At 61.6% G+C, this 20,918-nt stretch carries 20 protein-coding genes and 4 pseudogenes; 9 read left to right on the plus strand and 15 right to left on the minus strand.

Annotation, left to right across the window (positions count from 1 at the left end):
• Positions 1-21: 21 nt before the first annotated feature.
• From BZ163_RS15480 to BZ163_RS15495, 4 genes are read right to left on the minus strand one after another with little or no spacing between them, the layout of a single operon-like run.
• Positions 22-810: an ABC transporter permease gene (locus BZ163_RS15480; protein WP_128871631.1), complete on the minus strand. Its 789-nt coding sequence runs from the start codon at positions 808-810 to the stop codon at positions 22-24.
• Complete coding sequence (locus BZ163_RS15485; RefSeq protein ID WP_128871632.1) at positions 807-1,649, minus strand: ABC transporter permease; 843 nt, start codon at positions 1,647-1,649, stop codon at positions 807-809. The genes BZ163_RS15480 and BZ163_RS15485 overlap by 4 nt, the downstream gene beginning before the upstream one ends.
• The gene (locus BZ163_RS15490) at positions 1,646-2,713 is read right to left on the minus strand and encodes an ABC transporter ATP-binding protein (RefSeq protein WP_128871633.1); all 1,068 of its coding nucleotides are present in this window, start codon (positions 2,711-2,713) and stop codon (positions 1,646-1,648) included. The genes BZ163_RS15485 and BZ163_RS15490 overlap by 4 nt, the downstream gene beginning before the upstream one ends.
• A gap of 15 nt (positions 2,714-2,728) precedes the next feature.
• Entirely contained in the window at positions 2,729-3,781 is a 1,053-nt protein-coding gene (locus tag BZ163_RS15495) for an ABC transporter substrate-binding protein (protein ID WP_128871634.1), read from the minus strand.
• Between the two features lie 117 nt (positions 3,782-3,898).
• Here BZ163_RS15495 and BZ163_RS35165 point away from each other — a divergent pair, with 117 nt between their 5' ends.
• From BZ163_RS35165 to gabP, 3 genes and pseudogenes are all read left to right on the plus strand, one after another.
• Positions 3,899-4,066, plus strand: coding sequence for a hypothetical protein (locus tag BZ163_RS35165; RefSeq protein WP_218190519.1), 168 nt, complete (start codon positions 3,899-3,901; stop codon positions 4,064-4,066).
• Positions 4,041-4,931 carry a GlxA family transcriptional regulator gene (locus tag BZ163_RS15500; RefSeq protein ID WP_218190520.1) on the plus strand — a complete coding sequence of 297 codons (891 nt, stop codon included), beginning with the start codon at positions 4,041-4,043 and terminating at the stop codon, positions 4,929-4,931. The genes BZ163_RS35165 and BZ163_RS15500 overlap by 26 nt, the downstream gene beginning before the upstream one ends.
• A gap of 257 nt (positions 4,932-5,188) precedes the next feature.
• A pseudogene (gene gabP / locus BZ163_RS15505) lies at positions 5,189-6,588 on the plus strand (GABA permease).
• An 82-nt stretch (positions 6,589-6,670) separates the two neighbouring features.
• On the opposite strand, the gene BZ163_RS15510 reads toward gabP, so the two are convergent.
• Positions 6,671-7,207, minus strand: a complete 537-nt coding sequence (locus tag BZ163_RS15510; protein WP_128871635.1) for a cupin — start codon at positions 7,205-7,207, stop codon at positions 6,671-6,673.
• A gap of 102 nt (positions 7,208-7,309) precedes the next feature.
• On the opposite strand from BZ163_RS15510, the pseudogene BZ163_RS15515 reads away from it, so the two are divergent.
• Together BZ163_RS15515 and BZ163_RS15520 are read left to right on the plus strand one after the other, a co-directional pair.
• Positions 7,310-7,381, plus strand: a pseudogene (locus tag BZ163_RS15515) (AsnC family transcriptional regulator); the annotation flags it as partial.
• 187 nt (positions 7,382-7,568) lie between these two features.
• Entirely contained in the window at positions 7,569-9,242 is a 1,674-nt protein-coding gene (locus BZ163_RS15520; RefSeq protein ID WP_128871636.1) for a tetratricopeptide repeat protein, read from the plus strand.
• Between the two features lie 235 nt (positions 9,243-9,477).
• Here BZ163_RS15520 and BZ163_RS15525 read toward each other — a convergent pair whose 3' ends face one another.
• Positions 9,478-10,176: an RES family NAD+ phosphorylase gene (locus BZ163_RS15525; RefSeq protein ID WP_128871637.1), complete on the minus strand. Its 699-nt coding sequence runs from the start codon at positions 10,174-10,176 to the stop codon at positions 9,478-9,480.
• Positions 10,170-10,574, minus strand: a complete 405-nt coding sequence (locus tag BZ163_RS15530; RefSeq protein ID WP_128871638.1) for an antitoxin Xre-like helix-turn-helix domain-containing protein — start codon at positions 10,572-10,574, stop codon at positions 10,170-10,172. The genes BZ163_RS15525 and BZ163_RS15530 overlap by 7 nt, the downstream gene beginning before the upstream one ends.
• Before the next feature lie 169 nt (positions 10,575-10,743).
• Between BZ163_RS15530 and BZ163_RS15535 the strand changes: the two genes are divergently transcribed.
• Entirely contained in the window at positions 10,744-11,589 is an 846-nt protein-coding gene (locus tag BZ163_RS15535; RefSeq protein WP_128871639.1) for an AraC family transcriptional regulator, read from the plus strand.
• A 45-nt stretch (positions 11,590-11,634) separates the two neighbouring features.
• On the opposite strand, the gene BZ163_RS15540 is transcribed toward BZ163_RS15535, so the two are convergent.
• Complete coding sequence (locus BZ163_RS15540; protein WP_128871640.1) at positions 11,635-12,144, minus strand: YkgB family protein; 510 nt, start codon at positions 12,142-12,144, stop codon at positions 11,635-11,637.
• Between the two features lie 190 nt (positions 12,145-12,334).
• Positions 12,335-13,204, minus strand: coding sequence for a LysR substrate-binding domain-containing protein (locus tag BZ163_RS15545; RefSeq protein ID WP_128871641.1), 870 nt, complete (start codon positions 13,202-13,204; stop codon positions 12,335-12,337).
• Between the two features lie 134 nt (positions 13,205-13,338).
• On the opposite strand from BZ163_RS15545, the pseudogene BZ163_RS15550 reads away from it, so the two are divergent.
• The 3 genes and pseudogenes from BZ163_RS15550 (at position 13,339) to BZ163_RS15560 (ending at position 16,408) form a co-directional block, all read left to right on the plus strand.
• Positions 13,339-14,390 (plus strand): annotated as a pseudogene (locus BZ163_RS15550) (agmatine/peptidylarginine deiminase).
• A 4-nt stretch (positions 14,391-14,394) separates the two neighbouring features.
• Positions 14,395-15,303 carry an N-carbamoylputrescine amidase gene (gene aguB, locus BZ163_RS15555; RefSeq protein ID WP_128871642.1) on the plus strand — a complete coding sequence of 303 codons (909 nt, stop codon included), beginning with the start codon at positions 14,395-14,397 and terminating at the stop codon, positions 15,301-15,303.
• Position 15,304: 1 nt separating this feature from the next.
• A complete protein-coding gene (locus tag BZ163_RS15560; RefSeq protein WP_128871643.1) occupies positions 15,305-16,408 on the plus strand; it encodes an extracellular solute-binding protein in 1,104 nt (367 codons plus the stop codon).
• Positions 16,409-16,503: 95 nt separating this feature from the next.
• On the opposite strand, the gene BZ163_RS15565 is transcribed toward BZ163_RS15560, so the two are convergent.
• From BZ163_RS15565 to BZ163_RS15580, 6 genes and pseudogenes are all read right to left on the minus strand, one after another.
• A complete protein-coding gene (locus tag BZ163_RS15565) occupies positions 16,504-17,064 on the minus strand; it encodes a YSC84-related protein (RefSeq protein WP_128871644.1) in 561 nt (186 codons plus the stop codon).
• Positions 17,065-17,393: 329 nt separating this feature from the next.
• On the minus strand, positions 17,394-18,728 hold the full coding sequence (locus tag BZ163_RS15570) for an MFS transporter (RefSeq protein ID WP_128871645.1): 1,335 nt from the start codon (positions 18,726-18,728) through the stop codon (positions 17,394-17,396).
• 151 nt (positions 18,729-18,879) lie between these two features.
• Positions 18,880-19,521, minus strand: a complete 642-nt coding sequence (locus BZ163_RS35665) for an amidase family protein (protein ID WP_256579042.1) — start codon at positions 19,519-19,521, stop codon at positions 18,880-18,882.
• Positions 19,451-19,816 (minus strand): amidase family protein, encoded by a 366-nt coding sequence (locus BZ163_RS35670; RefSeq protein WP_371916808.1) that lies wholly within the window; start codon positions 19,814-19,816, stop codon positions 19,451-19,453. Before BZ163_RS35670 ends, BZ163_RS35665 begins: the two co-directional genes overlap by 71 nt.
• Positions 19,817-19,841: 25 nt before the next feature.
• Positions 19,842-20,222: pseudogene (locus BZ163_RS35675) on the minus strand (amidase family protein); the annotation flags it as partial.
• A 7-nt stretch (positions 20,223-20,229) separates the two neighbouring features.
• A complete protein-coding gene (locus BZ163_RS15580; protein ID WP_128871646.1) occupies positions 20,230-20,907 on the minus strand; it encodes a DUF2848 domain-containing protein in 678 nt (225 codons plus the stop codon).
• Positions 20,908-20,918: the final 11 nt, after the last annotated feature.

Consider the following 20,918-nt stretch of genomic DNA (forward strand, 5'->3'; position numbering starts at 1 on the left):
GCTTACGGGGGTATGTGGGGGTTATTTGCGTTCTGACAACAGGTCCAGACCAATGCACAGATCCAGCACGATCACCGCGACTACGACGACGATGATGGTGGCGCCGGAAGCGGCGGCGATGGTCGGGTCGACGGTGTACTGCACGTAGTTGAAGAGCTTCACCGGGATGGTGTTCAGGTCCGGCGTGGTGTTGAAGATCGACAGCTCGACGTTGATCCATGACGAGATGAAGGCAAAGATCGACCCGGTGACGATCCCCGGCCGGATCTGCGGCAGCACCACCAGGAAAAAGGTGGCCCAGGGCGTACCGCCCAGATCGCTCGAGGCTTCTTCCAGGGCGCGCTGCTCGGGCGTCAGCATCGACAGCACCGAACGCAAAACGAAGGGCGAGATGATGATGGTGTGACCGATCAACAACGCCAGGAAGCTGCGGGTCAAGCCGAAGTAACTGCCAAACTGCAAGAGCGCCGCCCCCAGCACGATGTGCGGAAACACCAGCGGTGAAGTCAGGGCGGCGAGGATCGTGGCTTTGCCGGGAAAGTCGTAGCGTGCCATCGCCAGGGCGGCCGGCACGCTGAGCAGCACAGCGACAAAGGTGGCGACCAGGGCCAGGACGGTGCTGGTGGCAAAGGACGCCACATAGCTTGGATCGCTGAGCATCTTGGCGTACCAGTCCAGGGTCCAGCCCTGCGGCGGGAAAGCCAGGAATGACGTGGCGGTCACCGAGACGCCGAGGATGACCACCAGTGGCAGCAGCATGTAGCCCAGCACGGCCCAGGCCACCAGCCTGACCAGTATTTTAGTGATCATGGGTTGCTCCCCCGAATACTGCCGACGCGCCCGGCCAGCCCGACCATGACCAGGGTAAAGATCAGCAGCACCACGCTCAGCGCGCCGCCGTAGTTGAAGTCGAAGACCGAACTGTATTGCTGGAAAATCAGCATCGACAGCACCGAGATCCGTCCCCCGGACAGCAGGGCCGGCGTGACGTAGGCGCTCGCCGCCAGGGTGAAGACCATGATCGAACCGGAGATGATGCCGGGCATGGTCAGCGGCAGCACCACATGGAAAAAGGTCGCGCGGGGGCTGGCGCCAAGGTCCTCGGAAGCCTGTTCGAAGGCCGGGTCGACCTGTGCCAGGGCATTGCCGGCCGCGAGCACAATGAACGGCAGCAGGATGTACACCATGCCGATCAGGATCCCGAGTTCGGTACCCAGGAAACGCACCGGCGTCTCGATCAGGCCGGTTTCCAGCAGGCTCTGGTTGACCAGGCCCTTACGCCCCAGCAGCACCATCCAGCCGAACGAGCGCACGATGTTGCTGGTGAACATCGGCACCACCAGCAGAATCACGCAGGCGCGGCGCCAGGCCCGCCATTTCACGATCCGCACCAGATACCAGGCCAGCGGATAACCCAGCAGCAACGAGATCAGGGTGGTCAGCGCGGCGATGCGGAAGGTCACCAGAATCACGTCCCAGTGGTACTGGTCGCCCAGCACCCTGATGTAGTGCTCCAGGGTGAACGCCTGATCGGCGCCCTTGGTCAGGCTGGCGAAGATCACCACGGCGAACGGCGCGAGAAAGAACGCGGTGAAAAAGGCCAGGGCACCGAACAGCATCAACGACGGGGCGAGCACCGGGCGTTTCATACCGGCTCCCCGATCAGGTGCAGGTGCGCGGGATTGAAGCCCAGGCGCACCGCGCTTCCGGTGCTCAGGTCGGCGCGGGGGAAACCCATGGAGCGCGCCACGATCGATTGCCCGTCGATCAGCGAGTGCACCAGGGTATGGCTGCCCACAGTGACAATATCGGTCACTGTGCCCTTGAGTTCACAGCAACTGGCGCTCGCCGGGCTCGAGGCATCCAGGACCTGCAGATGCTCGGGACGCAGCACCGCCACGCCGTGGGGCAGGAGATCCTTGGCGCCGCTCGAAATCGGGCTATGCGCGATGCCCAGGCGAATCTCACCGCTATCGCTGGCCTGATAGCCGATCAGGTTGGCCTCGCCGATGAAGTCGGCGACGAAACGCGAAGCCGGGGCGCTGTAAATCTCGCTGCTGGCGCCGACCTGTTCGATGCGTCCGGCATTCATCACCACGATACGGTCGGCGATGGTCATCGCTTCTTCCTGGTCGTGGGTGACGAAAATGAAGGCGATGCCGAGCTTGGCCTGCAGGTGCTTGAGCTCCAGCTGCATGCGCTTGCGCAGTTTCATGTCCAGGGCCGAGAGCGGCTCGTCGAGCAACAGCAGTTTCGGTTGATTGACGATGGCGCGAGCCAGGGCCACGCGCTGCTGCTGCCCACCGGACAATCCGCGGGGAAAACGCTCCTCCAGGGCTTCCAGGCCGACCATCGCCAGGGCTTCTCGCGCCTTGAGCCGGGCCTCGGCACGATTGATCCCCTGGCGCCGCGGTCCGTAGGCGACGTTTTCCAGGACGGTCATGTGCGGGAACAGCGCGTAGTTCTGGAACACGGTATTCAGAGGCCGACGGTAGGGCGGCAAGCGACTCACATCCTGGCCATCGATGGCGATGCGGCCGGAGTCGGGTTGCATGAAGCCGGCGATCGAGCGCAGCAGGGTGGTCTTGCCACAACCGCTGGGGCCGAGCAGCACGATGAATTCGCCCTGCTCGATGTCCAGGTGGATGTTGTCCAGCGCCTGGAACGGCCCGAAGCTTTTACAGACACTGTCGATGCTCAACAAAACTGACATTGCAGACCTCTTGAGCTAGTTTTTGGCGGTGACCTTGCGGTTCCAGTCGTTGGTGACAGCGGCGCGCTGCGCGTTGATCTGGCGCCAATCGAACAAACGCAGGTTGTCGATCGAACCACCCACGCCCCATGGCAGCTTGCGGCCCACGTCATCGGCGACCTCAACCCCTTTCACCGCCGGCCCCAGGTACAGCTTGCCGGCCAGGCAGGCCGCCGCTTCCTTGGTCAGCGCGGTATTGATGAACTGCTCGCCGGCCTTGCTGTTCTTCGCCCCCTTGATCAGGTGCAGGCGGGCGTCGGTGGCCCAGGCGCCTTCCTTGGGAATGGTGAAACCGATGGGCGCGCCCTTGTCGATCAAGTCCCAGGCACCGACGTTGAAATGCGCGCCGATGATCGCTTCGCCACTCTGGAAAGCATTGGTGGCGGCACCCGAGCTGTCGAAGAACAGTGCGGTGTCCAGCGCGCCCAGCTTGGTGTAGACCGGCGCCAGGTCGGCCCGGTCGATGCCCCAGACATCGGCCATGAAAAACACGAAGGGAACCCCGGAAGAGTTGGCGGGCGAGGGCAGGGCAATGGCACCGGCATACTCGGGTTTCCACAGGTCTTTCCAGCTGGTGGGCGCTTCCTTGATTTCCTTGGTGTTGTAGGTCAGGCCCAGGGAATAGAAACCGCTGCTGACGGCGAAGGTATGGCCGGCATCGGTGTAGACCGCTTTTTCCTGCACGTTCTTCAGGTTGGGAATGGCCGCTGGATCGAGATCGGCGACGACCCCGGCGGCATGCGCCAATTCACTGATGCCACCGTCCATCCAGGCCACATCGATCATCGGGCTGGATTTCTGTTGCTGGAGTTTGGCCAGGGTGGTGGTCGAGGTGCCGACCTCCTGGGCGACGGCAATCCCGGTCGCTTGCGTGAAAGGTTCTGCAACACATTTGAGGAACGCCTCACCCCAGTTGCCGCCATACAACGCAACGGTCAGCTTTTGCTGTTCGGCCATGACGGCCGATGAGGAGATGCAGCCGGTAACTAAAAGAGCAGCGGTGATTTGCTTACCTGTCTTCAGTTTCATCGTGAGGCCTCTTGGGGCGTTGTTGGACTGTTCCCCTTGGCTGAATCTTGCTCGTATCCGTGCTGCGAGCGCTTGCACTTCGGGGTCTTAAAGTTGAATAGTTAGGTCATGACAAAAATGACTCAGCTCAATCGAGAAAGCCTGCAACCTGACTCCCCCGTTCCCGGGGCAGGCAGTCGTCCGCAGCTGTCGGTGGGCCTGGTCCTGCTGGATCAATTCACCCTGGCGGCATTTTCCGGCTTTGTCGATGTGCTGCCGCTTGTCCGCCGACCTCGGCGGCGGTAGCCGGCAGATCCATACGGCCTGGCGGGTGATGAGTGTGGACGGCTTGCCGCGAACTTCCAGCGCCGGGATCACGCTGGAGGTGTCCGGGGGCCTGGCGCAGGATCTTGATGCCTTCGATTACGTGGCCATCTGCGGCGGCAACGATTACCTCAATACCCATCTGCCCACCCCCTTGCGTGACTGGCTGCAGCGCGCGGCGAAGAGTCGTACGCGGTTGCTGGGCATCTGCACCGGCACCTTTGCCCTGGCACAGGCGGGGGTGGTCGGCAGCCGGTCGGTGTGCGTGCACTGGAACGTGCTGGACGCGTTCCGCGCACGTTTCCCCAAGACCCCGGCGGCGGTGGATCACCTGTTCATCGACGAGGGCGACCTGATCACCTGTGCCGGCTCGACCGCGGCCATCGACCTCGGGTTGTACCTGGTGGCCCGGCATTGCGGCCGGGAAAAAGCCCAGCAGGCGGTGCGGCACATGATGCTGCAGGGCATGCGCCCGGGGCGGCAACCCCAGGCACACTTCTATGCCAACCTGGCGGACATCAAGGATGAGCGCGTGCGCCAGGCCGCGCACTATATCGAGCAGCGCATGGACAGCCTGCCGACCCTGGATGCCATCGCACGCTACGTAGGGCTCGGCCGGCGCCAGCTGACACGGGCATTCCAGCAGTCGCTGGGGCTTTCACCCATGGAGTTCCAACGCTCGCTGCGGGTCGAGTACGGCGGCTGGCTGCTGGTGAACAGCCACAGCAGCATCACCCAGATTGCCATGGACTGTGGCTTCTCCGACGGCGCGCATTTCTCCCGCGAATTTCGCGCCCGGTTTGGCGTGTGCCCGCGGCAGTATCAGCGTCAGGAGCGGTCGGGCTGATGGCGTTGCACGGCTGAGCCGTCTGGCTCGGTGTCTCCCTCTATTCAAACGGCCCTGCCCTGTAGGAGCTGGCTTGCCAGCGAAGGCGGACTGTCAGGCAACAATGATGTTGAATGTGACGGCCCTTTCGCTGGCAAGCCAGCTCCTACAGGGGGGGGGGGCGCGTGGCGAGATCAGATACGGCGGCGGCGCGATCAGGTAACCGATTTGGCGCACAAGGCGGGTAAGGTGGCGCATCTTTTCAAGAATAGAAGCCAATGATCAGCCCGACCTCCAAGGATTCGAATGGCCAATTGGCGCAGGGCTTCAAGCCACGCCACGTCACAATGCTGTCTATCGCGGGAATCATCGGCGCAGGATTGTTCGTCGGTTCCGGGCATGCCATCGCCGCGGCCGGCCCGGCCGTCATGCTGGCGTACCTGTTCTCCGGCCTGCTGGTCGTGCTGGTCATGCGCATGCTGGGTGAAATGGCGGTTGCCAACCCGGACACCGGGTCTTTTTCCACCTATGCCGACCAGGCCATCGGACGCTGGGCCGGCTTCACCATTGGCTGGCTCTACTGGTGGTTCTGGGTGCTGGTCATACCGATCGAAGCACTGGCGCCGGCCATGTGTTGAACCAATGGTTTCCCCAGATCGATGCCTGGCTGTTCGCCCTGGTGTCGATCATTGCGTTGGTGATCACCAATCTGTTCAGTGTCTCCAAGTACGGCGAATTCGAATTCTGGTTCGCCATGGCCAAAGTGGTAGCGATCATCGGTTTCATCGGCGTGGGTTTTGCCGTGCTGATGGGCTGGATTCCCGATCGGGAAGTCAGCGGCTTGAGCGGACTGATGGCCGACCATGGCGGCTTTGCCCCCAACGGCCTGTCGGCGGTCGTCGGCGCTTTCATCACCATCATGTTCAGCTTCATCGGCACGGAAGCGGTCACGATCGCCGCCGCCGAATCCGACAACCCGTCGCAGAACATTGCCAAAGCCACGCGTTCGGTGATTTGGCGCATCGGCGTGTTCTACCTGTTGTCGATTTTCGTGGTCATCTCCGTGGTGCCCTGGAACGATCCGCTGCTGGCGTCGGTGGGTTCCTACCAGCGGGCACTGGAAATCATGAACATTCCCCACGCCAAGTTCATGGTGGACGTGGTGGTGTTGATCGCCGTGGCCAGCTGCATGAACTCCTCGATCTACATTGCCTCGCGCATGCTGTACTCGCTTGGCCGTCGTGGCGATGCGCCGAAGGCGATGAAGGCGACCTCCTCCGAAGGCGTGCCCCGGGCAGCAGTCATCGCCAGCACCGTGCTGGGCGGGGCGATCACCGTATGGAGCTACTTCATGCCCGCCGGGCTGTTTGAGTTCCTGCTGGCCAGCTCCGGCGCCATTGCCTTGCTGGTGTACCTGGCCATTGCGGTGTCGCAGCTGCGTATGCGCCGGATGCTACATCGGCAGAATGTCGAACTGACCTTTCGCATGTGGCTATTCCCGTGGCTCACCTGGCTGGTGATCGTGTTCATTTGCGCAGCGTTGGCGGTCATGATGATCGCCCCGGAGCACCGTACCGAGGTGAGTACGACCATCGGCCTGGCGTTGGCGATTTCCTTTATCGGGCTGGTGACTTCGCGGGAACAGCCGCAGCCCGAAAAGGCTGCCTCGCTGGGCTAGGTCAAACCGGATTGACTGCCTTGTGCCCGATTGAGGCTGGACGCCAGTAGCGCGGTCAATGAGCGTTCGGCTCCCGGGATTTTCATTGCTGACGCTGACTGACCCAATACTGGCCTACCGCACCGTCCACACCCTGCACCGGGTCCCGGTGGGGAATTGGCAGCGCGTCGATGCTCGCCAGTTGCGCGGCGGTCGGCGCCTCGCGACAGATATCGGCGTGCTGCCCCGGCGGGTACGCGCCGACCATCAGAAAGTCGTCGCTGGATTCCAGGTTGCAATGGCCGGTGCCCGCTGGCAGCAACAACACATCGCCCGGGCCGACCTCCAACACATGACCCAGCGGCCCGCCCAGCATCAGGCGGGCGTGGCCGCTGCCGATGCCAAGCACTTCATGGCCTTCGGTATGGTAGTGGTGGTAGTTGTACACGCCGTAGCGCCATTGCGGTGGCCAGCCATTGGCGTTGAAAATCTTCTCGAACAGTGCGGCCGGGTCGCTGCCCTGGACGGCAATGGCCTTGGGGTAAATGAGCACCGGCAGGCGCGGGTTGTTGGGGACCCAGCCGTTGCGCTCGAGCAACAGCGGTTGTACGGGAGTCGCTACAGCTTGCGAATTGGCCATTGGGAAACCTCCAGAACCTGGCAACGCCAGCATGGTGAAGTCGTTACGAACGAGGCATGTTTTCTATGACTCCCTGTACTCGCAAAGGTGCGTTCCAGCTAACCCGACGTCCAGCGACTGACCTTCACCCTGGTGATGAAACGCGTCATCCAAGACCGTCCGTTGCCCCTGTGATATGAGCAGGTTTTATCGTCCTCGACCGTACCTGGCCTGTCGTCGGCTCCACCGCTCAGCCAGCACCGCCGGGGTATGCTGGATCTCTTGAGTTATCGATGGTCTCCAGGAATCCAGACCTCTACCACCTCTCGGGTCTGCACGGGTTTCCTGTGAGGTTTCAGGCGCTGGTCGGGAGGATGAATCGATGGACGACTATTACGATCTGGGCACCTACAGCCGCCCGGTGACGACCCGTTCGGCCCAGGCCCAGCTCTGGTTCGATCGTGGATTGACCTGGTGCTACGGCTACAACCACGATGAAGCCATCCGCTGTTTTCGCAAGGCGATCGAACACGACCGCGATTGCGCAATGGCCTACTGGGGCATCGCCTACGCCTCGGGTCCCAACTACAACAAGCGCTGGGATGCCTTCATCGAGCAGGAGTTGAAAGAGGCCGTGGCCCAGGCCCGACTGGCGACGCAAGCCGCGCTGGCGCATATCGACCGTGCCTCGCCGGTGGAGCAAGGGCTGATCCGGGCTCTGGAGCAACGCTACCAGGCCGGCCAGGCGGCGAGCCTTGAGCAACTCTTCAGCTGGAACGATGCCTATGCGGCGTCCATGCGCGATGTCTATCGGTCCTTTGCCGATGATCCGGACGTCGTCGCGCTGTTTGCCGAAGCCCTGATCGACCGCACGCCCTGGCTGTTGTGGGACCTGCGCAGCGGTCAACCGGCAGCGGGTGCCGACACCCTCGAAGCGGTGGCCGTGCTGGAACAGGCGCTGCAGCGTATGGAACAGCACGGTGCTGCGCCGCACCCGGGCGTGCTGCACATGTACGTGCACACCATGGAAATGTCGCCGCACCCGGAACGGGCGTTGCGCGCCGGCGATGTCCTGCGCGACCTGGTGCCGGACGCCGGGCATCTGCGCCATATGCCGTCGCACATCGACGTGCTCTGCGGTGATTACCGTGGCGCGATGATCACCAACAGCCGGGCGATCCAGGCCGACAGCCGATACCTGGAACAGGAAGGCCCGCTCAACTTCTACACCCTGTACCGTTGCCACAATTACCACTTCAAACTCTATTCGGCGATGTTCCTCGGCCAGTACCGACCGGCCCTGGAAGCAGCCGAGCAACTGCAGGCGACGATCCGCGAAGAACTGCTGCGCGTGGAACAGCCGCCCATGGCCGACTGGCTGGAAGGCTTCGTTTCGATGAAGGTCCATGTGCAGATACGCTTCGGCAAATGGCAGGACATCCTCGCCATCCCGTTGCCGAACGACCAGGCGCTGTACTGCGTGACCACGGCCATGCTGCATTACGCCAGGGGCGTGGCGCACGCCGCCTGCGGGCATGTCGCCGCGGCAGAAACCGAACAGCAATTTTTCCGCAATGCCCTGACCCGGGTGCCGGCAACCCGCTACGTCTTCAACAACACCTGCATCGACATCCTGGCGGTGGCCGGCGCGATGCTCAGCGGGGAAATCGAGTACCGCAAAGGCAACTACGACAGCGCCTTTGCCCACTTGCGCCAGGCGCTGGCGCTGGACGACAACCTGCCCTACGACGAGCCATGGGGCTGGATGCAACCGGTGCGGCATGCGTTGGGCGCACTGTTGCTGGAGCAGGGCAGGGTGGAAGACGCCTTGCAGGCCTACCGCGCCGATCTGGGGCTGGACAACACCCTCAGCCGCGCGGCCTGGCATCTGGACAATGTGTGGAGCCTGCACGGTTATGTGGAATGCCTGAAACGGCTGGGCCGGGATGCGGAAGCGGCCGCTGCACAGACGCGACTCGACCTGGCGATGGCCCGGGCTGATGTGCAGATCACGGCATCGTGTTTCTGTCGGGTGGGGGAGCGTTGTTGCAACTGATGCCCGGAACCGACAGGCCTACACAAATCCTGTAGGAGCCCGGCTTGCCGGCGAAGGCTGCCTCAAGCCTTGCATCGCCCATGAAGACGCCTTCGCTGTAGGAGCAAGCTTGCTCGCGATGGACGTCAACGATAACGCGTTTATTTCTGAATAAACGCGTCGCCCCCTGAGACCTTCGGCAAAGGCAAAGGCAAAGGCAAAGGCAACGGCAAGATCAAAAGATCGCAGCCTCGCTTCACTCGACAGCTCCTACGATCTTGCTGACACTGGTGACCTGTCCATTCCAGACCATCTCGTAATGCGCCGTTTGAATCACCGATAACACCGGTCGTGGCGTCATCAGCGCCCAGCAATGACTGCCCTGCATGCGCACCGAGTTGTAGCGAATGCCGGGACATCCGGCTTCCTTGACGGACCGCCCCAGACGACGGGAATCGGTGTAATCGTCAGGAGCATAGACAGGGTCGGTCATCGGGATAGCCGCGGCATCCTTCATCGCTTCGTCGACAAAGGAACAGGACAGTCCGCGGAAAACAAACCGCTCGTAGTTGAGGCTTGGCACATTCGACCAATACAGCGTCTGATGATGCCGGACTTCGGCCAGCGCCGTTTCCATGGAGTCCGCCAGGTACAGCACGCCAAAACTGCCATCGCTGAACCGCGAACCCGCCGGGTTGACGTGGGTAAAAGGGGCGGTCGCGTAAGAACAGCCAGGAATGCCGAACGGGATCTGCGCTCGTGGAATCAACTCGAGGTGACCTATTTCGTTTTTCAGCCTGGGATTGGTCAACGCCTGGATCTGATACAGCACCTCAAACTCGTCCGCATCGGCGACATCATCAAACAATGCGATCGGCGGAAACTTCGAATTGACCAGTCGGTAGGCCTGTAACTGCTCGCCGGCAAGCGTGGCCAGTTCGCCGAGCCTCACCATTGCGCGCCCCGCAGCACGTCAATGCGCCGAAAGGTTTCATACAGGGAAATCATATCGCCCTGGGACATGATCTCGAGCGGGCTGCGCCCATTGAAAAACTCGTTGTCATTGGCCATCGATGGAAACCCGTAGACATTTTCCGGGTTGTCGAAGACCAGGCGCAGCGCGGCGTGGATGTTGAGCACAAAACTGATGCGCTGCATCTGGTCCGAGTCCAGCGTCACGGCCCAGTCGGGATCGCGCTGCCTGGCGCGGGTGTAGGTGCTGCGGGAAATGCGCAGGATGCGGCAGGCCTGATCGCTGGACGCGGCCCATTTTTCGAGAATGCCAACCGCCGCACGCAGACCTGTTACGCACTGGTGCTTGGTGAATGTCTGTTCCTGGAGGGCGACGGCCATGTTTAATACCTCACGTTGAATCTATAGATTCAAATATAGTTATATTGAATCTATAGAGCAAGGCATCTCGACCAGTGGACGAACGGAATCCAGCGCCTGCCACCAAAACGGGATCGAAAGCTGCCAGTGATATGCTACTGGGCGTCTATATCTCGCAACGAGATTGCCCATGGATCGCCTGTCTACGTTGTTTTCGCAGTTCGGCGTGCGTGCAAACCTGTTTTACAACGGCAGGTTATGCGGCATGGCGTCATATGACGGCGCTGACCAGCGCGGCCATATCCACTTGCTCCAGGCAGGTACCGTCACGTTGCTGGGGCCTGAGCGCAAGGACCTGCTGCTGACCCGGCCCAGCCTGATTTTCCTGCCACGCCCCAGCCGACATCAACTGTTCGCCAGTGAGCCCGAGGGGGCTCAACTCCTGTGTGCGGCCATGCAGTTCGAGGGCGGCGTCGATAACCCGTTGTCGGCGTCGTTACCCGACATCCTGGTGTTGTCCCTGGATGAGCTGCCGCTGCTGGCCGATACACTCAAATGGATGTTCGATGAGGCGGCAGGCGGGCATTGTGGCCGGGAGGCCGCGCTGGATCGCTTGTTCGAACTACTGATCATCTTGTTGTTCAGGCATCTGCTCGACCATCGGCAATTGCGTACCGGCATGATGGCTGGACTGGCGGATGTGCGGCTGGCGCGCTCCCTGGTGCAAATACACAACGCACCCCAGCGTGCCTGGTCGGTGGCGGGGCTGGCGAGCGAATCGAACATGTCTCGCGCGGCCTATGCCGTGCATTTTCGGGCCGTCATAGGGCAGACGCCTGCCGATTATCTGTTGAGTTGGCGGATCAGCCTGGCGCAGAAGCGCCTGCGTGAAGGGCGACCGATTACGCTCATCGCCGCCGAGGTCGGTTATGAAAGTCCATCGGCGCTTGCTCGCGCGTTTCGGCGCAAGACGGGCTGCAGTCCACGGGGCTGGATGAAGGATTCGGCGGGGGAGGATGATGGGGCAATGGCCTGAAAGCATCGAACTGCTTCAGGCCATTCCAAGAGCAAAGTCATCGGTTCAACGGTTTTCCAGCGCAGTCAGGGAATGGCCGGCGACGAAGATGGAAGCGGCAAGCAGCCCGATGTCCTTGAGCAGGAACTGGCCCGGTGCAACGGTAATGGCCGGGAAGCCGAGGCCGGGCTCGATCACGCCGGGTGTCGAGAACATAAAGCTCAAGGTGGTGAAGAACAGTCCCGCAGACAACACGCCACCGATCAGCGAAAACTTGGGTGACAGCACGCGACCGGCAATCAGCACACCGATCGAGACTTCCAGGACGCCGAGCAGACTGGAGAAGGTATCGACACTGAAAACCTCATACACCCAACCGAGGAACGGGCTGTTGCTCACCAGCGGCACCAGGCCCTGTGCTTCATAGTGCGTGAACTTCATGCCGCCGAACCAGAAGTAGATGACGGCGAGTGCAAAGAACACACCGTAGGTGCCAAGCGCCGTGGTTCTAACCCCCAGCGAAAATTTCCTGGATCTGTCGATGATGCTGTCGTTCTCGATATTCAAGGTAGTCATGAGCAAGGCTTCCAATAGTGTGATGACTCGAAACCCAGCGCGGTTTACGTTGGGCGTGGCGACATTGTTGTCTGTGTCTCCACGCGCGTGGGTCCTGAACGTATCGAGAACTGTGCAGATCGTCTTGACCTACCGCCGGTCTTGAACGAGGAGGGCGATGTCAGGGTCGAGGCTGCCTGACATCAGTGGCTCAACCCGTCGGGCGATCCTCCAGGTGACTCTGCAGCCATTCGCTGAAGCTTCGCGCCAGTGCATTGTTCTCACTGTCACGGTGGGTCAGCAGCGCCCAGTTCGGACCGCGGATGGATCGCTCCACCAAAGGTTGCAACAGGCCATTGGCGAGCGCCTGCTGGCTCAGCAGTCGGCTGACCAAGGCGATACCGAGCCCCGCACACGCGGCGTCCAGCAGCAGGCCGGGATCGGAGAAGTTCAGCCCCTGATCTTTCTGGCCGACATCGATGCCTGCCTCTACCGCCCAGTGACTCCAGTCCATTTCCCGCTCGCCGTGAAGGGTCGTGCGCTGTTCCCGCGGCAGCGTCAAAAGGTCCGGGTGACAAGCCGGGTAGAGCCGGTCGGCGTGCAGCACCTTGAAGCTGCACTCGGCCTGGGAACTGATGTCGTCGCGCACCGCGAGGTCGATGGTCTGGCGGGTCAGGTCCGGGACTTCATCGGTACTGAAAATCCACAGGTCTACTTCCGGATGTTCACGGCGAAAGTCCCCCAGGCGCGGCAACAGCCAATGACGGGCGAACGCCGGGGTGGTGTTGAGGACCAGCTGGTTGGGTTTCTGGTACTGCCCCAGCCGGCGAATGCCGACGGCCAGTTGTTGCAGCAACGCCTGGGTGGTGCTGAGCAGATCGTGCCCGGCATCGGTCAGGCTGACGCTGCGTCCGCTTCGATGGAACAAGGGTTGTTCAAGGTATGCCTCGAGGCTGCGAATCTGCTGGCTGATCGCCGATTGGGTCAGGTGCAGCTCGTCAGCCGCCTTGTGGAAGCTGCCGAGCCGGGCGGCAGCTTCAAAGCCGCGAAGGGTGCTCAGAGGCGGCCAGTGTTTGAGCATATAGATAAGTTCCTCTAATCAGTTGTCGGCAAAATCCATCGTTTGTTTGCCTGTTTTTACGGCCGTAGCATGCATGCCAGGACCACCCAAGCAGTTTTCATTGAACACAATGACTTAACTTAAAGGTACTTGTCATGCAGCAGGATAAAGTTCGAAACAGTGGTTGGATGATGCCGGCCGAGTGGGTCAGGCACGCTGCCACCTGGATGGTCTGGCCACACAACACGGCGCTCTGGGAGTCCGGTTGGGGTGTGACATTGACGCAGGTGCAACAGGACTTCGCTCGAGTGGCCAATGCCATCGCCCGTTTCGAACCGGTGAAACTGGTGATCGATCCTTCTGCTGTCGCCAGCGCCAAAACGCTGTGTGGGCCGAACATCGAATTGATCGAGCTGGCGGTGAACGACAGCTGGTGCCGGGACTCCGGCCCGAGTTTCATCTGTCACCCGCAACAGGGCGTGGCCGGGGTGAGCTGGCGCTTCAACGCCTGGGGTGGCAAGTCAGCTCACGATCTGGATGAAAGCCTGGCTCGCCGCGCTCTCAATCACTTGGGCATGGAGTGCTTTGGCACGGCGCTGAGCAATGAAGGCGGGGCCATCCATGTCGACGGCGAAGGCACGCTGATCACCACGAATCGGTATTGCTCAACCCCAATCGCAATCCGGGCGTGAGCAAGGCGCAGATAGAGGAAATCTTCTCGCGTCTGCTGGGGGTGAAGAAAACGATCTGGCTGCCCGGGGATCCGGACTATGTGACTGGCGACATGACCGACGGCCACGTCGATGGCGTGTGCTCTTTCGCCCGTCCAGGGGTTTTGCTGGTGGACGCCACCCATGACCGGCAGTCGGTGTATGCCGAAGTGGCCCGCGAAAATCGTCGCGCGCTGGAGCTGGCCACCGATGCCCGAGGCCGACCGTTCGAACTGATCGAATTGTATGAAGCCAGCGATGCCGTGGACACCGAGGCTGAAGTGTTCTGCGCCTCCTACACCAATTTCTACATCGCCAACGACGCCATCATCATGCCGGCCTACGGTATTGATGCCGACAACGTGGCAGCCGGCGTATTGAGCCAGGCGTTCCCTGGGCGCGAAGTGGTGCCGGTGCGGATCAATCACCTGGCCCATGGCGGTGGCGGTGTGCATTGCATCACCCAGCAACAGCCCGCCTGGTCAGTGGGGGTTTGAAGCCATGAACTTGCTGACGATTGCCACGACGCAGATGCCCTGCACCTGGGACTTGCAACACAACCTCGATCAGGCCGAGCAACTGGTGCGAGAGGCGGCCGGGAAGGGCGCCCAGGTCATCCTGTTGCAGGAACTGTTTGCCACACCGTACTTCTGCATTGAGCAAAACCATAAACACCTGGCCTTGGCCGAGGAGTATCGGCACAGCCCGGTGCTCAAACGCTTTGCCGCACTGGCCAGGGAGTTGGGGGTGGTGCTGCCGCTGAGCTGGTTCGAAAAGGCCGGCAATGCCTGTTTCAATTCATTGAGCGTGGCTGATGCCGACGGGCGCCTGCTGGGTGTGTATCGCAAGACCCACATTCCTAACGCCATAGGCTACCAGGAGAAGGAATACTTCAGCCCTGGCGATAGCGGTTTTCGTGTCTGGGACACGGCGTTCGGGCGCCTCGGCGTGGGGATCTGCTGGGACCAGTGGTTCCCCGAGACCGCTCGCTGCCTGGCGTTGATGGGCGCTGAAGTCTTGCTGTTTCCCACCGCCATCGGCTCTGAGCCCGGCTGCGCAACGCTGGATTCCCGTGACCACTGGCAGATAACCATGCGCGGTCACGCTGCCGCCAATCTACTGCCGGTAGTGGCAGCCAACCGCGTCGGCCGCGAGGTGGCCACCACTGATCCTGCCCTGCACATGAGCTTCTATGGCTCGTCCTTCATCTGCAATCACAAGGGCCAGTTGCTCGCCGAGACCGACCGCGACAGTACTGGCGTGCTGGTGCACAGCCTGGACCTGGCGGCCATGGGCGAAGAACGCCGCAGCTGGGGAATCTACCGCGACCGTCGCCCGGAGATGTACGGCGCGTTATTGACTCAGGACGGTCGTCAACTCAATCCACGTTGGACTACTCAAGGGGTTTGATATGCACAGGATCAACACGCTGTTGAGCGGCGCCCTGGGCCTGGCGCTCGGCTGTACCCTGCCGGTGCTGCACGCGGATGAGAAGACCCTCAGGCTGTACAACTGGGCCGACTATTTCGCCGAGGACACCCTCAGCCGGTTCACTGCCGAAACCGGGATCAAGGTAATCTACGACGTCATGGATGGCAGTGAGACGCTGGAAGCCAAAATGCTCGCCGGTGGCAGCGGGTATGACCTGATCTTCCCGGGCGACACCGTCGCCGAACGCTTGATGCGCGCCGGCAGCCTGCAACCGCTGGACCGCTCGCGACTCACCGCCCTGGGTGACATCGAGCCCGGCCTGCAGAAGCTGCGTTCGCAGTATGAACATTCGAGCCAGGCCACCGTCCCCTACACCTGGGGGACCATCGGCCTTACCTACAATGCCGGGCAAATCAAACAGCGTTTGGCGGATGCCCCGGTCAACAGCCTGGACATGCTGTTCAAACCGGAACTGGCCGCAAAATTTGCCGATTGCGGCATCTCCATGATCGACTCGCCCGACGAAGTGCTGGCGGTGGTGCTCAACTATCTGGGCCGCGAACCTCGTAGCGCAAAGCCGCAAGACCTGGCGGCGGCGAGTGAACTGTTGCTGAAGCTGAGACCTTACATCCGCAAGTTCCAGTCGCAGCCGGTGACCGACCTGGTGAACGGTAACCTGTGCCTGTCGCTCGGCTACAGCGGCGACATGACCCAGGCACAACGGGCGGCGGACTCCGCCGGCAAGAACACCGCGTTCCAGTACCGCATTCCCCGTGAAGGCACCACGGTGTGGATGGACACCATGGCGATTCCGGTCGACGCCCGGCATCCGGAATACGCCTACGCGTTCATCAATTTCGTCATGCGTGCGGAGAACATGGCCGCCATCAGCAACTTCACCGGCTACCCGACCTCCAACGCCAAGGCTCGCCCAAGTGTCGATTCGACCATGCGCGACAACCCGGACATTTACATCGATGAAGCCACATATGCCCGGCTGATTCCCGGCAAGGACATCCCCCAGTCCGACATGCGGGCGCGCATGCGAACCTGGACCAAGTTCAAGACGGCGGCGGGGAAATGATTTCAGGCGGACGCTATTGAGATCAACACGGCTTTCAGGCCGCACTGCCCGGGCACTTTTTGCATCTGGCGCATCCCTGCGCCAGACAGCCGGCGTTAGCGCTTGATCAGGGAAATCTTGGTGCCTTCGATGCTCACCCCGGCCATTAACCCCTGCTGGTCGAAAATGAACGCATAGGCGTCGTCCTTCAAGGTGGAGCTGGACAGATTCTTCGCCACCCCTTCATCGACCACGACCACAGTCGGCCCTACGCCGATTTCCCAGCCCTTGGTTTCGCGGACATACTTCACGGCTTTATCGGTCATCAGGAACACCGCATAGCCATAGGACTGGGCGCCTGCCTGCAGCCCCCATGATCCGGTGACGGAGTTGTAATAGGCCTCTACTTGCTTGCCCTTCATCAATGTGCCCTCACCATAGCTGCCGCCAAACACCAGGCCGGCCTTGATGATTTTCGGAAAGACCAGTATCGCCTTGGCGTTGTGCGAAATGGTTTCGGCAAAGGGCGTGGCCTTGTAAAGCGTTTGCAACGCTTGCCGGGAGTCGGCATTCAGATCCTCGGCGGTTGCCGCACCTGCAGTGTTCAGCAAGCTCGCCGAGGCCAGTGAGGCTGTCGCGAGGACGATCGATAGGAAGAAGCGCATTGACTGAGTCATTTTCGTACTCCGATACGGGAGCATTGGATGTGAGCAGCAGTCAGCGCCTGCCCTCGGCAGAATCCGAGCCTACTGAAATTATCCGGCGCACCCTAAAGTGTGTGAGCTCCTGGCTTCGCCCTTGATTGAAGCCGCTCAGAAGCGGCCCATGATCATTGGCGAGGTCATCACTGGCTTTGACCTCTGCGCGGGGGCGGGGTTCGTCATTCAAAGCGACATTTGGCAGAGGAGTAGAGGGCCATCGTTCATATGTTTTATAGATATCAGGGAAACACAACGCCGATTCGATTGTCGACGTTGTGCTCCGACGGTCAGGTATGGATCGCGGCTCAAACCTGCGACTTGCTCACCTTGATCCCTTTGAATAACAGCAGGAGCAACACACCCGCGAGTATTTCAAAGCCTGCGACCATATACAGTCCAGCGGACAGGCTACCGGTCTGGGTTTTCAGCCATCCGATCATGTAGGGCGCGACGAAGCCGGCGAGATTGCCGATGCAGTTGATCAGCGCAATGCCCCCCGCGGCGGCGGTGCCTGCCAGGAATGCGCCGGGAATCGACCAGAACACCGGAAAGGCGGCAAGAATGCCCATGGCGGCAATGGTCAGGGAGACCAGCGCCAGCACGGCATTGCCGATGAACAGGCCGGTGCAGATTAATCCGAGGCCGGCGAGCAGCGCTGCCATCGCGCAGTGCACACGGCGTTCAGCGGTCTTGTCGGAGTGAAAGCCGTTCCACAGCATCGCCACGGTGCCCAGGATAAAGGGGATCGAGGAGAGCAGGCCGATGTGCATATTGTCATCGACGCCCAACGACTTGATGACCGATGGCGTCCAGAACGCAATGGTCGCGTTGCCACTGACCAGGCAGAAATACACCAGCGCGCATAACCACAGCTTGGGATAACGCAGCAAGGAACGCAGGTCGCTGTGTTTGCCTGGCGCCTTGTCTTCGCGGGCGATGGTGTCGCTGACCATTGTGCGTTGCGCCGGGCTCAGCCATTTGGCATTGGCCGGTTTCTCCGGGAGATAACGCAGGACCAGGAACCCGGCGATCACCGAAGGAATGCCTTCGAGGATGAACAGCCATTGCCAGTTGGCCAGGCTGCCGACCCCCACCATGCGACTCATGATGAACCCGGCCAGTGGGCCGCCGACGACGCCGGCAATGGCGAAGGAGGTCATGAACATGCCGTTGATCTTGGCCCGCTGCGCCGCTGGAAACCAGTAGGTGAGATACAGCACCACGCCAGGAAAGAAGCCTGCTTCAAAGGCCCCGAGTAGAAACCGCAGCACATAGAACGACCAGGCGCTTTCGACGTACGCCATGGCGATGGACGTCAGGCCCCACATGATGGTGATGCGCGCCAGGGTGCGGCGGGCGCCGATTTTTTCCAGCAGCAGATTGCTGGGCACTTCGAAGATGAAGTAACCGATGAAGAATATGCCGGCGCCCAGGCCATAAACGGCTTCGCTGAAACCCAGGTCCTGCAGCATGGCCAGCTTGGCGAAACCGACGTTGACCCGGTCGATCCAGGCCAGGACGAAGAGAAACACCAGAAACGGGAGAAGGCGCCAGGCGATCTTGCGATAGACGGCCGCCACTTCGACCGTCTTCGGGTCGAGGTCGATCGCCATGGTTGAACTTGCGTGACTTCGGTTCATAAGTTATCTCGTCAATTCGTTGCGCAGTTGGGCACGCAAGCCGATTGGCAGGCGAGTGAGGCCGCACGAGGGGCTGCCGTGTATTTTTTTCGGTGAGTCAGTCAGGTAAAACAGGGCAGGCCGGGCCTGCCCCTGGTTCAGCGGCCGTGCATCACGTGTGCTCTTGCAACAGTGCCTCGATAGCGCGAGACACCTGCAGGACACGAGCGTCCTGGCCATGCAGGCCGGCGATCGACAGCCCGACCGGCAACTCGTCGCCGCGCTGGCAAGGCAGGCTCAGGGCGCAACCGTCGAGGAAATTGATCACGCTGGTGTTGCGCAATACCAGGCCATTGGTGGCGAAAAATGCAGCGTCTTCAGCGAGGTCTGCCAACTTCGGCGGGACCACGGCGACAGTGGGCATCAACCAGGCGTCGGCGTCGCCCAGACGCTCACCCGCCACGCTGATCAGGCGTTGGCGTTCGCTGCGAATGTCCAGGTAATCGGCTGCACTGATGGCCGCGCCGCGGCGGATGCGTTGGGCGACGCGCGTGTCATCAGCACTGGGCGTGTCGCCCTGGAGCCACTGGCGATGGCCGTGCCAGGCTTCGGCAGCCGTCAGCCCGCCAGCCGCGTTGATACGGGGCAGTTCATGCAGTTCCGGAAAGTCGAACCAGCGGATGCAGGCGCCTGCCTTGGCGAGCAGGTCCAGGGCGCGTTCGAAGGCCGCTGAGACGCCGGCATCAACCTGATCGAGGACAAAATCCCGGGTGACCGCCAGGCGCAGCCCGGCCAGGGGGGGCGGCGCGGGTATCCAGCTGCTCGCCGGTGAGAATCCGGTCGAGCAGGATGCAGTCGGCGACGCTGCGTGACAGGGCGCCGACAGAGTCCAGGCTGACGGCCAAGGGGAACGTGCCGGCCATGGGGACTCGGCTGGCACTGGGCTTGAACCCGGTCAGGCGGCAGAACGCGGCGGGGATCCGGATGGAGCCACCGGTGTCGGTGCCCAGCCCGGCGACGGCCATGCCCAATGCCACGCTCACGGCGGCGCCAGAGCTGGAGCCGCCGGCGATGCCGGTCAGCCGCTGACGGCGTGAGCGGCGTGCCATAGTGCGGGTTCAGCCCCAATCCGGAAAAGGCGAACTCGCTCATATTGGTGCGGCCCAGCAAAATGGCGCCGGCCGATCTCAGCCGTTCGACCACGAGCGCAGCGCTGCTGGCGGGCGGCGCATCGGCCAGCAGGCTGGAACCGGCCGCAGTGACCTGTCCGGCCACATCGAACAGGTCTTTGATCGAGACCGGAAGCCCGGCCAAGGGCGAGGGCACGTAACCTGAAGCCCGTGCCAGATCGCTGGCCTGCGCAGCCTGCAAGGCACCTTCGGCATCGACGCTGATGTAGGCAACCCCACCCGCCGCACGATGCGCTTCGATACGGATCAACGCTTCCTTGACCAAGGTGACACTGGTGGTACGGCCGTCTGCCAGCGCCTGGGCGAACTGTGCAATATCCTTCATCTTCTATTCACTCCGCGACAGGCAGCGGCTCGACACCGTACTGGTGGCGCAGGCTGCGGTTGAGTACGGGATCGAACAGCTCCATTTCAAAGGCTTCGCCATAACCCAGTTCGCCGATCACCGATTGCGTACCGCAGAACATGGCAGTGTCCGCTGGCAGCGAAGCGTCGCTGTTGAGTTTTGCCAGCAGCGTTTCCGGCGCCAGCAGGTTAGTCACCGGGCCCTGTTGATACAGCGCACGCACACCGTCACGCACCCGCCAGGTGCGCATCACCAATTGATCCCAATGCCCTTGAACTTCGGCATAACGCCAAACCTGCCGGGCGATGGGTTTGTCGCACATCTGCTTGGAAACCGTGACGTCATAGCTTTCGACCTTGCGATCGGTGTGATCCGAACCCAGGCCGATCAATAGCCCTTGCTCGCTGGGGAGCAGCACGAATTCGGTCTCCCCGGATGAGTCCTTGCCCGGAACCTGGATGCTGTCGGCGTTGTTCAGCAGGCTGGCCGAGACCCGGTAGAAACACGGAATCTGCGTCGGACGGCGCACGCCCAGCGCTTCCAGTTCGGCAATGTGGTGCTCCACCGCTGCGCTGTTGCGTCCCGCCCAGCCAGCGATAATCAAGTGCTTGATGCTGGTCTGGTGTTCGCCCTGGCCGACTACCTGGAATGTCAATTGGGTCATGAAGAACTCTC

Source organism: Pseudomonas sp. VI4.1, assembly GCF_002029345.1.
In the GTDB taxonomy this organism is placed as follows: Bacteria; Pseudomonadota; Gammaproteobacteria; order Pseudomonadales; family Pseudomonadaceae; genus Aquipseudomonas.

Excerpts from the sequence above, each read along its gene's own strand:
- BZ163_RS15580 (WP_128871646.1), bottom strand. The coding sequence starts at position 20,907 with ATGACCCAATTGACATTCCAGGTAGTCGGCCAGGGCGAACACCAGACC.
- aguB (WP_128871642.1), top strand. The coding sequence starts at position 14,395 with ATGAACTTGCTGACGATTGCCACGACGCAGATGCCCTGCACCTGGGAC.
- BZ163_RS15510 (WP_128871635.1), bottom strand. The coding sequence starts at position 7,207 with ATGGCCAATTCGCAAGCTGTAGCGACTCCCGTACAACCGCTGTTGCTC.
- BZ163_RS15485 (WP_128871632.1), bottom strand. The coding sequence starts at position 1,649 with ATGAAACGCCCGGTGCTCGCCCCGTCGTTGATGCTGTTCGGTGCCCTG.
- BZ163_RS15560 (WP_128871643.1), top strand. The coding sequence starts at position 15,305 with ATGCACAGGATCAACACGCTGTTGAGCGGCGCCCTGGGCCTGGCGCTC.
- BZ163_RS15535 (WP_128871639.1), top strand. The coding sequence starts at position 10,744 with ATGGATCGCCTGTCTACGTTGTTTTCGCAGTTCGGCGTGCGTGCAAAC.
- BZ163_RS15530 (WP_128871638.1), bottom strand. The coding sequence starts at position 10,574 with ATGGCCGTCGCCCTCCAGGAACAGACATTCACCAAGCACCAGTGCGTA.
- BZ163_RS15525 (WP_128871637.1), bottom strand. The coding sequence starts at position 10,176 with ATGGTGAGGCTCGGCGAACTGGCCACGCTTGCCGGCGAGCAGTTACAG.
- BZ163_RS35165 (WP_218190519.1), top strand. The coding sequence starts at position 3,899 with ATGACTCAGCTCAATCGAGAAAGCCTGCAACCTGACTCCCCCGTTCCC.
- BZ163_RS15545 (WP_128871641.1), bottom strand. The coding sequence starts at position 13,204 with ATGCTCAAACACTGGCCGCCTCTGAGCACCCTTCGCGGCTTTGAAGCT.
- BZ163_RS15480 (WP_128871631.1), bottom strand. The coding sequence starts at position 810 with ATGATCACTAAAATACTGGTCAGGCTGGTGGCCTGGGCCGTGCTGGGC.
- BZ163_RS15540 (WP_128871640.1), bottom strand. The coding sequence starts at position 12,144 with ATGACTACCTTGAATATCGAGAACGACAGCATCATCGACAGATCCAGG.
- BZ163_RS15520 (WP_128871636.1), top strand. The coding sequence starts at position 7,569 with ATGGACGACTATTACGATCTGGGCACCTACAGCCGCCCGGTGACGACC.
- BZ163_RS35670 (WP_371916808.1), bottom strand. The coding sequence starts at position 19,816 with ATGGCACGCCGCTCACGCCGTCAGCGGCTGACCGGCATCGCCGGCGGC.
- BZ163_RS15490 (WP_128871633.1), bottom strand. The coding sequence starts at position 2,713 with ATGTCAGTTTTGTTGAGCATCGACAGTGTCTGTAAAAGCTTCGGGCCG.
- BZ163_RS15565 (WP_128871644.1), bottom strand. The coding sequence starts at position 17,064 with ATGACTCAGTCAATGCGCTTCTTCCTATCGATCGTCCTCGCGACAGCC.
- BZ163_RS15495 (WP_128871634.1), bottom strand. The coding sequence starts at position 3,781 with ATGAAACTGAAGACAGGTAAGCAAATCACCGCTGCTCTTTTAGTTACC.
- BZ163_RS15570 (WP_128871645.1), bottom strand. The coding sequence starts at position 18,728 with ATGAACCGAAGTCACGCAAGTTCAACCATGGCGATCGACCTCGACCCG.